The sequence below is a fragment of the Desulfovibrio sp. genome, from assembly GCF_047607245.1.
GTDB lineage: Bacteria > Desulfobacterota > Desulfovibrionia > Desulfovibrionales > Desulfovibrionaceae > Desulfovibrio.
The window spans coordinates 1-11,739 of sequence record NZ_JASGDK010000011.1 but is presented as its reverse complement, the minus strand read 5'-3'; the positions used below and the strand labels follow the sequence as shown (position 1 = coordinate 11,739).

General features: G+C 51.1%; 8 protein-coding genes. 5 read left to right on the top strand and 3 right to left on the bottom strand.

Annotated features, from left to right (window positions below):
- Positions 1 to 1,098: 1,098 nt before the first annotated feature.
- Positions 1,099 to 2,862: a methyl-accepting chemotaxis protein gene (locus QM579_RS01105; protein WP_414997389.1), complete on the top strand. Its 1,764-nt coding sequence runs from the start codon at positions 1,099 to 1,101 to the stop codon at positions 2,860 to 2,862.
- Positions 2,863 to 3,271: 409 nt separating this feature from the next.
- Here QM579_RS01105 and QM579_RS01100 read toward each other — a convergent pair whose 3' ends face one another.
- A complete protein-coding gene (locus tag QM579_RS01100; RefSeq protein ID WP_414997388.1) occupies positions 3,272 to 3,652 on the bottom strand; it encodes a hypothetical protein in 381 nt (126 codons plus the stop codon).
- A gap of 174 nt (positions 3,653 to 3,826) precedes the next feature.
- Between QM579_RS01100 and QM579_RS01095 the strand changes: the two genes are divergently transcribed.
- Positions 3,827 to 4,714 carry a LysR family transcriptional regulator gene (locus QM579_RS01095; RefSeq protein WP_414997387.1) on the top strand — a complete coding sequence of 296 codons (888 nt, stop codon included), beginning with the start codon at positions 3,827 to 3,829 and terminating at the stop codon, positions 4,712 to 4,714.
- A gap of 97 nt (positions 4,715 to 4,811) precedes the next feature.
- Positions 4,812 to 6,284, top strand: a complete 1,473-nt coding sequence (locus QM579_RS01090; protein ID WP_414997386.1) for a deoxyguanosinetriphosphate triphosphohydrolase — start codon at positions 4,812 to 4,814, stop codon at positions 6,282 to 6,284.
- A gap of 316 nt (positions 6,285 to 6,600) precedes the next feature.
- Here the strand turns inward: QM579_RS01090 and QM579_RS01085 are convergent, their stop codons facing one another.
- On the bottom strand, positions 6,601 to 7,188 hold the full coding sequence (locus QM579_RS01085; protein ID WP_414997385.1) for an adenylyl-sulfate kinase: 588 nt from the start codon (positions 7,186 to 7,188) through the stop codon (positions 6,601 to 6,603).
- Positions 7,189 to 8,414: 1,226 nt separating this feature from the next.
- Between QM579_RS01085 and QM579_RS01080 the strand changes: the two genes are divergently transcribed.
- Together QM579_RS01080 and QM579_RS01075 are read left to right on the top strand one after the other, a co-directional pair.
- A complete protein-coding gene (locus tag QM579_RS01080) occupies positions 8,415 to 10,175 on the top strand; it encodes a methyl-accepting chemotaxis protein (RefSeq protein WP_414997390.1) in 1,761 nt (586 codons plus the stop codon).
- 311 nt (positions 10,176 to 10,486) lie between these two features.
- Positions 10,487 to 11,425, top strand: a complete 939-nt coding sequence (locus tag QM579_RS01075) for a LysR family transcriptional regulator (RefSeq protein ID WP_414997384.1) — start codon at positions 10,487 to 10,489, stop codon at positions 11,423 to 11,425.
- Positions 11,426 to 11,475: 50 nt separating this feature from the next.
- Here the strand turns inward: QM579_RS01075 and QM579_RS01070 are convergent.
- Positions 11,476 to 11,739, bottom strand: a 264-nt coding sequence (locus QM579_RS01070) for a hypothetical protein (RefSeq protein ID WP_414997383.1), incomplete at its 5' end; no start/stop codon positions are given.

Genomic DNA, 11,739 nt, shown 5'->3' with positions numbered 1-11,739 from the left:
GTGCCTTTCCTCATTCCAGGGTCGGTTTCATGCCGACCCTTATCCATTGGGGCATGCTTTTGTTCGCCGTTATGTGCATCCTCATTGTTCATTTCTTGTAGTCAGCAACCTGTATGATGGGGGCGCCATATCCTGCAATGGGGCGTAGGGGGAGCTGTGCGCAGATTTGGCGAGCCTAGTTGCGTGTGACTATCTTTCTGTATTTTTTATGGTTATGACCGGGATAATACCTGCGCCAAAGATGTCTATGCAGATGCTTCTGCCAGGCATGGTTTATCTTTAGTGTAACATGCTTGATGTTATAACAAAAAATATTTTCGCCGAACTTTGGGAGAGTTTTTATCCGGTCTCGGTGCCCTCACGCTTTGTGCTCTTTTTCAATTTCAATGCTGATTTGAGCATGTGTTTCTGTAAATATGTTTTGATTTTGGCATGTTGTAATATGCAGGAATGATTTCTAATTTTGACCTTATTTCATACTTTTTTACTTTGAATTTAAAAAAACTGAAAACTGATATTGACATATCTCATCTCCTACTGATCTAATAGGACTTCGTTGGCCCCTGATAGCGCTTTGTGAGCGCCATCAGGAGAAGCAGCCCGCCGGGATTGGCCCGAGCGGGCTTTTTTTGTGGCTTATTGGCTAATATGTTTAGCTATATTCCGGCAGAATGCCACCCAAATGATCCTGATTGAGCTCAGGGCAAACCGCTGCCGTAATGGGAAGTATTGAGTGGATTCTTACCAAGACTTGCTTGGGGTATAGGCTGCTTTTTTAGCCGCTTGTGGGGCAGGTGCAGCATCCTAAAGCTGACTTTGTCACAAGGGTGGGATGTCAGCATGATTGGTAGTGAGCATGTCAACTATGGATACCAAATATGGGGAGTAATAATTATAGTAGTTTTATGTAGTTAAAATGGGACCTATAGCTTGCTAAATTTCCTCCAATATGTTGTTTTGTACAACCCGGTAAATCAAGAATACTGACGACGTTTGCCGACGGCGTCTTCTTTCCTCACAATCTGCAGTCAATGCAGTTAGCATATATTTTTAAGAAAAGAGCCGAATTTTTTCAACTCTTAGCCAAGCAGTATAGCCATGAATTCATTTTCTTTGCGTGGAAAATTTCTTCTGACAATTACTATTGGGGCCGTGGCGCTTGCCGTCATGTTTGCCTTTTCCCTCGACTCTGTATCCACCCTGAACCGTTCTTTTTCGCAGATGCGTGACGTGGATGTGGTGGGAAAAATGACCAGTCTTGAAATAGCCAAGGACATTAACTACGTAAGCCGCCTCACCCGTGACGCCATGCTGGGAGGCGACCTGGAAAAAGATATCAAGCAGCAGAGCGACATTGCCAAACGCAATGAGAACCGCTTTCAGCAGCTTGCAGCAATGCCGTTCAGCAGCCAGGAAAAAAAGATCATAGCTGATGCCCAAAAAGCTGCCATCAGCTTCATTGCTAACGGCAGAGACGTGCTTTTACCGCTTAAGGAAGTTCCGGTTGAGGATCGCCATAAAAGTTACGGCGACTATGCCAAGGTGGCTACTCCCTATGCTATGGCCTACCGCGAACAGGGCGGCCAGTTTGACAAGGCTATGAATGCCCGTTTTGACGCGGCAATGCAGCATATGCAGGAGCAGATCGAGCAAAGCCGGACCAATATGTGGATAGTGCTGGGGCTTTCCATGCTGGCTATTTACGGCGTTGGTTTTCTTTCGACCAGCCGCGACCTTAACGTTATGCGCCAGTGCGTCGCCTTTGCGCGTCAGTTGGGCTCTGATGATCTGGACGCCAGGCTTGATGCCAGCAAAAAATCTTCCCTCACGCCTCTGGTGCTGGCTCTTAATGCCACGGCAGACAATCTGGCCGGGTTCAGGGCAGAAACGGGCAGGGCCACTGCCGAGGCCCAAAAAGAGCGGGACGAGGCGCAGGTGTTCATGCGACAGGCTCAGGAAGCCAAGGAAAACGCCGAAAAGGCCAAGGCCGAGGGCATGCTTTACGCTGCAAACCAGCTCGAGGCTGTGGTGAAGGCTCTCAACCTTGCTTCTGAAAATCTTTCAGATCTCATCCACAGCGCCAACAACGGCTCCACACAGCAGGCAGACCGCGTGCGTGAAACAGCATCTGCTATGGAGCAGATGAACGCTTCCATGCTGGAGGTGGCCCAAAGCTCGTCCCACGCTGCTGATACCGCTGATCAGACCAGAAACAAGGCTCAGGAAGGGTCTTCATCCGTTACGGAGCTGCTCAACAATATCCGTCAGGTGCAGCAGCAGGCTGGAGAAATGAAGGACGGCATGGCCGGACTGGGCGTTCAGGCCGAAGCCATAGGCAAGGTGCTGAATGTTATTGCCGATATTGCAGACCAGACCAACCTGCTGGCTCTCAATGCTGCCATCGAAGCGGCCCGCGCAGGTGATGCCGGACGCGGTTTTGCCGTAGTGGCAGACGAGGTGCGCAAGCTGGCTGAAAAGACGATGACGGCAACCCGTGAAGTGGGAGAAGCCATTGGTGGCATTCAGTCAGGCACAACGCAGACGATTGATGTTGTCACCCGCACGGTATCCCGCATTCAGGGCGCTGGCGAACTGGCCGACCAATCCGGCGCGGCCCTGGCCGAGATTGTGTCTATGGTGGATATGACCACGGATCAGGTGCGTGCCATCGCCGCTGCTTCGGAAGAGCAGTCCGCCGCCAGCGGAGAAATAAACCGCAGTCTGGACGAAGTTGACAGGATTTCCGGTGAAAATGCCGAGTATATGCATCGGTCTTCCGAGGCCATTCTGGAACTTTCACGGCAGGCCAATGTACTTCAGGGGCTGATCAGCGAAATGAAGCAGGGCGGCGGAGCAGTTTAGGCTTCCCTCTGCGGGCTGCTTCCTTCAAGGCAAGCGCCAACCAAGGAACCTGGCAGGCAGATGCTGCGGTTGCAGCTTTATTGCCCGATGTCAGTCCGCAATTTCGTCAGCTTGGCTTCATCTTGAGGTTGCGGCGACGCGGCCTCAGCACAGACGAACATAATGGCATCCCCCACCTTTCGCGTGCTGCTGGCAGGTGAAAGATGGGGGATGCTGTTTGGGAGTATGCGGCTGGATCAAGGCACGATGCGGCTGCCTTCCGGTCTTCTCCCACACTAATCCCGGTCAGTTCCGGCTGCCACAGCGCTTTGGCTGGCAAGCTCTGGCAGAAGCCGTTCATATTGAGGCAAAGTTTGAAGCCATTCTTCTAAGACGAAGGCCTCACTTTTGCCAGCCGGGTTGGCCTGTTCTATTTATCCTCATCAAATTCCGGCGGCAGGGCGTAGTCCTTCATGTAGCCCACCCCGAAGTGGATGAAGAAATCCGGGTAGCCATCAACCGGCAGCCAGAATATTACTGGTGTCTGCCCGCCCGGTCCCTCTTGAGCCCCCTTCACCCAGGCTGCCGCATGGTTTTTGACCGCCTTGTGCGCCAGGCACCCCTTGTGTGCCTCTGCCGGGCCGTGCTTTGCACAGACCATGCCCACGTCTCTTCCCAGTGCCTTACAGGCCGCATTCAGGGCGACTATGCGTTTAGACTTGTGGGCCAGTTGCACTCCCTCGGGAAAGTGGTCAAACATAAGGTGAAAAGCCTCAATGAGTTTCTCGTCCACCTGAATTTCATCGTTCATATGTCCCCTCGATTGCGGTTTTGCAGGTCAGAGCGGCTTCTGACAGCAGAATTTGTCAGTAAATATAGGCTGCTTGGGCTCTGCGTTGACTTCGTATGGTTCTTACGTATCATTGTTAAAGATGTTTATATATGACGAAAATACGATGATGATATTGTTGTAAATGAGAGACGCATGCGAAAGTTTTTGGCAGATATTCCGTATTTTCTTGAGGCCGCCAACCACCCCAGCTTTACCCAGGCTGCGGAGGCTTTGGGTATTCCGCTTGCAACGCTTTCACGGCGTATCGCGGCAATGGAACAGTCGCTGGGTGTGAAGCTGTTTTTCCGCAATACGCGCATCGCAGGATTGACGGAAGACGGCAAGGAAATGCTGGAGAGCTGCAAGTTCATCATGGCTGAGGCGAATGGCGTCAGAGACAGGCTCATGCAAAAACAGGCCGAACCGGGCGGGCCCATACGCATGTCGGTTGAGGCCTTTGTGTACCATTGCTGCATGCACGGCGCTTTGGGGGGCTTTGTGGAGCAGTACCCGAAAGTAAGCCTGCACACCGTATTCTCGACAGAGTGGAAAGACCTGCACAGAGAACCCTTTGATCTGGATATCAGAACCGGCCCTGTTCCGTATCCGGACCTCAAGGTCAGAAGGCTTTTGTCTTTGCAGCCTGCCCTGTACTGCACCAAGGAATTTTTAGATAAACACCCCAGCCTTGAGCATCCGGGGGATCTGGCCCGCCTGCCCTTCATAGCGCAAACCAGCGACGGACGCCCGGTAGTGACCTGCTCAAAACAAGGGCAAATGGAAACCGTGGCTTTGCAACCAAGGCATACCGTGCAAAGTATTGGTCTGGCGCTGGAGTTGCTGCTTGCCGATCAGGGGGTCACAACACTTATTCCTCAACTTGCCAGAGCGTTTGATAAAGAAGGCAGGCTTGTTCAGCTTTTGCCCGACTGGGAGTTGACGAAAATAGATATAAACCTCACCTTGCCCAGTGACCGTCCGCCCAAGCGTATACGCCTGTTTGTGGACCATATAGCCGCGCATTTTCAGAGTTTGGAATGACACGGCCGTACCTGTGCCGTCCTGCGTATTCGGCCTGAAACTGCAATGGCGCAAGTAATGCGGCGCTGTGCTGGTTTTTGTTCGCACAGTTGCGGCAATGCTGTTGCCTGCGCGCATGACGGCCCTGCGGATTTTGCCTGCCGTACGCCTGCATGCCCCCAAAAATACAGCGCAAGGGCAGGCTGAAAAGCCGCCCCGTGATGTTACCGCCCAGGAAGGAGAATTTATGAGCAGCCGCAAAGAGCAATGGGGCCGCCTGCTGGCCCCTTACCGCAAGACCCGTCAGGGCAAAGATTCTGCGCCTCTGGATGTGGTGCGTAATCCTTTTGTGCAGGATTATGATCGCATCATCTTTTCCAGCTCCTTCCGCCGGTTGGCCAAAAAAACCCAGGTACACCCCCTGGTGCGCAACGACCATATCCACAACCGCCTCACCCACTCGCTTGAAGTAAGCTGCGTTGGGCGTTCGCTGGGCCTTCAGGTTGGGCAGGCGCTGGCGGATAAAGGACACCTGCCGGAGGGCTTCACTCCCGACCACCTTGGTCAGATCATACAGGCGGGTTGCCTGGCGCACGACATTGGCAATCCCCCCTTTGGCCACGCCGGAGAAGAAGCCATACGCGACTGGTTCAAGGACACAGGCCATACAGAGCACTACTTCAAAGAATTACGGCCAGCGGAGCGGGCGGATTTTGAGGCGTTTGACGGTAATGCCCAAGGTTTTCGCGTTATCAACACGCTTGAAAACAACAAGGATGCCGGAGGATTTCGGCTGACCTTCCCTGTGCTCGCCAGCCTTGTAAAGTATCCCCGTTCCGCCCATGAGGCATTGGGTCAGTCCAGTGGAAAGTTCAATTTCTACACTGCAGAGCAGGCAATTTTTACGGATATTTTCACCACGCTGGGCTTGATGCGTGACGACCGCGCACGGCGGCATCCCCTTTCCTACCTGCTGGAAGCGGCGGATGACATTTGTTACCGCATTATTGATATGGAGGACGCGCGCGAGCTGCGCATCATTACCTATCAGGACATCAAGAACGCGATGGCTCCGCTGCTGGGCGACGAAGATATGGACGCAGGCCGTCTGAACGCGATGGATTCTGACCGTCGGCGTTCGGGCATGCTGCGTACCAGAGCCATGTCGTGCATCATACCTTCGGTGGTACAGACATTTCTTGATAACTATGAAGATATCATGAACGGCACGCTTCAGGGCGATCTGCTCAAGCATGCCGAAAAGGATGTGGCAGATTTTATGGCTTCGGCCAAAGAGGTTTTCAACAGCAAGATCATGAACAACCCGCAGAAAACCGCTCTGGAAATAGGCACATACACGCTGTACAAGCGCCTGTTGGATATTTTTATTCCGGCCTGTTTTAATTTCAGCAAAAAGAACCCCATGTCTTATCAGGAAACGCGCGCCCTGACCCTTATGGGCTCAAATGCTCCAGCAGAGGGCGAGTGCCTGTACACGGCCTACCTGCGCGTGCTGGACTTTGTGTCTGGCATGACGGACGACTACGCGACCTTTATTTCCCAGCAGTTTTCGGGCACAGCGGCCCAATAGGGCGAAGATGACGCCCCGGCGGCACAACCCCGGGCGGCCCACAAAAGGCTGATGCAAAACACCAATCCCCGGAAATCCTGATGCGTCAGGATTTCCGGGGATTGTCTTGTCTATGAAAAAATTTGTCAGAGAAAAATTCTGTCAGCCTCAACAGCTTTTGTAGTTACGGCAAATCAAACAAAGCTTGCGCACCGGGCGTGGCGGCGGCGTATTGGTCTGTCCGGTCATCAAATCACCCGCCGTGTGGGCGCGCAAATTCTTCATATTTTTAACGCCAGCCATCAGAGCATCTAAGCGTTGTTAAAGGCAAAATGCTCTAGAATGCGAAGCTGTGCTGTTGGCCAACAATAACCTGCGGGCTTTCGAGCAGCGTTTGCTCCATGCGGGCCCAACGGCGTGCGCCGTCCAGAGCATTCAAGGCAAAATCGCGCAAAAGAAGATAGCTTTCCACCAGACTGCGATGATCAGTATCTATTACGTGGTCTGCATGACGGGGTTCATCAAACGTGTCGGTAAGGCCGCACAGTCCTGTAACGTGCGTGTGCCCGGCTTTGGCGTATAGCCCGCGGGTATCGCGGTCGACCAAGGTTTGCAGCGAGCAGCGAACCCACACTTCGTGATACAGGGGCAGAATTTCGCGGTTTTTCTGGCGCATGCAGTCATAGGGGGTCGTGGCCGCAACAACGCACACCCGGCCTTGGGCGTGCTGCTGCAACACATGATCGCGCAAAGCATCAACGGCTGTAGTCCGCGTTTCAGGGGCAATATCGGTCTGGCGGCAAAATCTGCCTTCATCAATAAAATCGGTTTTAATGCCCTGTCCTTCAAGGTACAGGCGCAAAAGAGAGCCAAGGGCGGTTTTGCCGCTGCCGGAAAGGCCCAGCAGCCAGATTACAGGCGTCATACTTACCTCGCTTGCTTGCGCGTTGCGTTGGACGCGGGCGGCCGCGTCGGAGAACGTCTGTAATTTTGCAATAATCCGACCACTTTATAAAAATCTTTATATTTTAGGTGGATATGCTGTGTGGCCGTACAGCTGTGTGCATTTTTGACATGCAGCAAGCGTGAGAACGGCCGTGCGGTTACGGGCACAGTCAGTTTGCCGTCATGTCTGTGTGCTGCGTTGTATTTTTACGTGCGTGCGATTTTTTAGAGCAGGCGTTGGGGGAAGGCTCAGAAGTCTTGGAATATCTGATCCATGCGAACCTTTTTCCTGCCTGGGAGCGAAGACCGCATGGGCACATTTTTAGTCAGTTCGTAACTTCGGTCCAGAAGGGCTTGGATTTCCTTCACCGGTACGGAGCCATCGGGCAGAATGGAAACCCCGTATTTCTTGTTCAAGTGATAGGCTGTTAGGAATCCCGTTTTTCCAGCAGGTCCACCACTGTTATGGGAGATGTCTTGAGGTTGAAAGTGTTCACCTCACCGTGCCCGCCAAGCCCAGTAATCCGATGGGGCACGTCCATAATGATGCCATACCACTTTTGGGTATGCCCGTGGCCCAGTACGGCATAGCAGGGCTGGCGCGGCCAGAGGTAGTCTGGCCCCGTGCCGTATTTCTTCAGGACATAAGCGGAAAGGCTTCAAATGAATACTAGCTTAGGTTGCATAATTTTAATGCAAAATTAGCATTAGCATTAAATTATGCCACTGTGTATTAATTATCTGACAACTCATCATATGTGATTGGTCTATTTGTGAGATTTTTATAAATATGCTGTAATTATTGCATATTGTGTTCATTTGTTGAGTGCCATTGAAAGGTACGATCTGTGTTGAACTTCTGTCGCTGCATATAATATGACTGTATGTGTGTTAAGATTTTTTAGATTAACACGCGAGATGCATTTAATAAAAATATTTCATGCGGGGTATAGTTTAAAAAACTACACATGTTGAATTATTCAAAACAAAAATGCTGTAGTTAATTTTTAGTTATGTCGCATATATTCTGGTTTATTGCAGACGTGTAATGGGGGGGATAAAATTGCGCCTTTTTTTGCAAATTTTATATATAACTGTTGAATTTCAAATGTCTCACATGTCTGAATATAAGTGCAAGGGGCTCACGACATAAGACATATCTGAAGTATAAACCGAGGGAGGAAGTATATGGGCATCATAGCAGGGATGAAATTACAAGTTAAGCTGCTAATTGGATTCGTTCTTACGGCCATGATAACAGTACTTGTCGGGGTAGTGGCTGTATTTGAACTGAAGGAACTGGATGAAGCTGATACCTTACTGTATGAGAGGGCGACAGCCCCCATGCTGAATTTGCTGGAGATGGCTCAGGGTTTTCAAGAGCAACGGATACTCGTCCGAGACGTCATTTATTCAGATGACCCCGCAAAACAGCAAGCCAACCGAGACGCATTCAACAAGTCTGTAGAAGAAATCAACAAACATGTTGCTCAGGTTGAAAAAACTCTTTTGACAGAGGAAGGGCGAGTCGCTCTTGAAGATTATAAAGAGGCCCGTCTGAAGTACAGAGAATTGGTGCAGAAGATATTTGCCCTTGACGCGGAAGGCAAGCATAAGGAGGCGGAAGAGATACTTTATCGAGATGCGCCTCCGATTGTAAGAGGATTTGAAACGGCTATTGATACAGTTGTTGGCTTAAAGGTATCACAAGCCAAGAAATTGTCGGACGGCAACAGCGCGTTGGCCGATAAATCCACCATGCTTATTTGCGCCTTTCTGGTGGCGGGCATGCTGCTTTCAATCAGTCTGGGCATCTTGCTGACGCGCAGCATTATGAAGCAACTTGGCGAAGACCCCGGTTACCTGGCAGATGTGGCAGGTCAAATTGCAGGCGGCAACCTGAACGTAAAATTTCGCCAGCAAAAACAGCAAGGTGGCGTTTACCTTGTAATGCAGAACATGGTGAGCACCATGAAAGACAAAATAGCCGAGGCCGAGCAAAAAAGTGCGGAGGCTGAGGAACAGGCCCGCCAGGCCCTGCGCGCCACAGAAGAAGCCAATGCAGCCAAGGCCGCGGCTGAGCGCGCCAAGGCTGAGGGTATGATGCAGGCAGCACGCTCCTTGGAGGACGTTGTCAGTATACTCACTTCTGCCTCTGAAGAGCTTTCAGCCCAGATTGAGCAGTCTAGCCGTGGCGCAGAAGAACAGTCGCAACGTGTCAGCGAGGCTGCGACCGCAATGGAAGAAATGAACGCCACAGTCCGCGAGGTTGCGCAAAATGCTTTGCATGCCTCAGCCACTGCGGGTAACGCCCGCGCTCAAGCTAAGGAAGGGGAAGATATTGTTGCGAGCGTTGTGGATGGTATAAATAATGTATATGAGCAATCTCAGGTACTTAAAGAAGACATGGTGACATTGACGAAGCAAGCTGAGGGCATCGGCCAGATTATGGGGGTTATTTCTGATATTGCAGACCAGACAAATCTTTTGGCGCTTAATGCGGCCATTGAGGCGGCTCGGGCTGGCGATGCAGGGCGCGGCTTTGCAGTGGTAGCCGATGAGGTGCGCAAGCTCGCAGAAAAGACGATGACAGCCACTCATGAGGTCGGGGCAGTTGTCAGCGGAATTCAGGAAGGCACGCGTAAAAGCATGGAAGAGGTGGATCGCTCAAGTAGCACAATTGAAGGGGCTACCCAGCTTGCCAATAAGTCGGGGGAGGCTCTGAGATCTATTGTCAGCCTTGTTGAGCAGGCCAATGACCAGGTGCATTCTATCGCCACCGCCAGTGAGCAGCAGTCCGCCGCCAGCGAAGAGATAAACCGTTCTGTCGAGCATGTTGCCAGCATTTCCAGTCAGACGGCTCAGGCCATGGGGCAGGCTGCACAGGCCACTGCGGAGCTCGCCAGGCAGGCCATAGTTTTACAGCGTCTTATTGGGGAAATGAAAGAGGGGGGTGCCCGTGGGTAGGCATTCCCAGTTAGTCATCCGGGGGCTGGATATCTTGCAGTGAAGACGTAAGGTTGCCGTGGCTGAGCGTGAATAGGTTTGAGCACCTGTTCGAATCTATTCACGCTTATATATGAAAGATTACTATGCGTTCAGGATATAAACGTGAAATTTTTTTGCAGCCTGGAGTCATATTTCGCCTCTACAATAGTGTCACGCTATGGAAATTAATTGGCGATGGGCATACAGCGGGCCCTATGTACCACGGTTAGACAATGCGTCCTCTGGGTCTGGCATGTTGGGTTGTCCTATGCTGTCTTTGAGGCAAAACAATGTATAAAGTGAATGAACTTTTGTCTGTGGATCTGAATTTATTGCCTGTTTTGTATGTTGTCTTGAGTGAAAAGCACGTAACGAGATCTGCCGAGAAACTGGGCATGAGTCAGCCGAAAGTAAGCAGGGCCCTTGACAAGTTACGGCTTTTTTACAGAGATGAACTGTTGGTGAGAGGAGCGGGGAAATACGAGTTAACCGAAGCCGGACAAAGGATTTTGGCTCACTTGCGAAATTCAATGCCGGGGCTGTTGTCGGTTGTAAATGCAAAAATTTTTAATCCTCTGACCTCGCGTCGCGTTTTCAAGGTGGTAATGTCACCGTTCGGGGCATGTCTTGTCAGCCCGGCTTTGTCGGATTCATTGTTTTCCACAAAAATTTTGGTGCAGAGTCTGGCGCACGATGAAAAATACTTGCAGGATGTCATTGATGCGCGCGCGGATATGGCCCTCTATGAATATTCCCCCGTACAAAATTTATCAGCAGTGTCATTCAGCGAAGTATCTTTAAAGTGCATTATTAGCAGTAAGAGCAAATTTAGGAAAAAAATTTTTACCCTTGAAGAATTTCTTGAGCGGAAGCATATCGCATTCCCCATGCCAGGGTATGAAATAACGTTTATAGATTCCATACTAAAGGAAGCAGGGTCGCAAAAAAGATCCTATAACATTATCACTCCATTCGTGTATGGGGCACTGCGAGCTGTTCTGGAAGGCGATTATGTTCTTACCGTCCCAGAGCCAATGGCTGAATACCTCTCATGGAGAAATCCATTACGCATCGTCGATCCCCCAGGCTTAATTGGAAAAATAAAATTATCACTGATGTGGAATCCTGCCTATGACAATGACGTGGGGCATGCCTGGCTGAGAGAGCTGATACAGAATATTGTGCGTAAGGAGCTGGTGCGAGCAACCTCTGGAGAGGGCGTTCGGTGATCTCATTGCCAGTTTTGCACGTAAACGTGGAGAATGATGGATTGAGTGGATCAATCGGTTTCTGGAGGTGAAAAGTTCCACCCTGACTGCGGCTTGTCCCGGATGATAAAGGGGCGCAGACGGGGGCAGGGCAGCAGCATTGAGGTATGAAAATAAGCAAGTGGCGGGCGGCGGCAAGCGATGGGCAAACCCGAACGCCATCTACAGTGCTGCGTGGATTCTTCAAAAACTGATCTTCTCGCAGAATTTGCGCTTTTGAGAGAATCCACGCAGCACTGTAGATGGCGTTCGGGTTTGCCCATCGCTTGCCGCCG

What these genes read in the sequence shown, in the direction of transcription:
- QM579_RS01085 (WP_414997385.1), bottom strand. Translation starts at nt 7,188, where the DNA reads ATGACGCCTGTAATCTGGCTGCTGGGCCTTTCCGGCAGCGGCAAAACC.
- QM579_RS01095 (WP_414997387.1), top strand. Translation starts at nt 3,827, where the DNA reads ATGCGAAAGTTTTTGGCAGATATTCCGTATTTTCTTGAGGCCGCCAAC.
- QM579_RS01090 (WP_414997386.1), top strand. Translation starts at nt 4,812, where the DNA reads ATGCTGTTGCCTGCGCGCATGACGGCCCTGCGGATTTTGCCTGCCGTA.
- QM579_RS01100 (WP_414997388.1), bottom strand. Translation starts at nt 3,652, where the DNA reads ATGAACGATGAAATTCAGGTGGACGAGAAACTCATTGAGGCTTTTCAC.
- QM579_RS01080 (WP_414997390.1), top strand. Translation starts at nt 8,415, where the DNA reads ATGAAATTACAAGTTAAGCTGCTAATTGGATTCGTTCTTACGGCCATG.
- QM579_RS01075 (WP_414997384.1), top strand. Translation starts at nt 10,487, where the DNA reads ATGTATAAAGTGAATGAACTTTTGTCTGTGGATCTGAATTTATTGCCT.
- QM579_RS01105 (WP_414997389.1), top strand. Translation starts at nt 1,099, where the DNA reads ATGAATTCATTTTCTTTGCGTGGAAAATTTCTTCTGACAATTACTATT.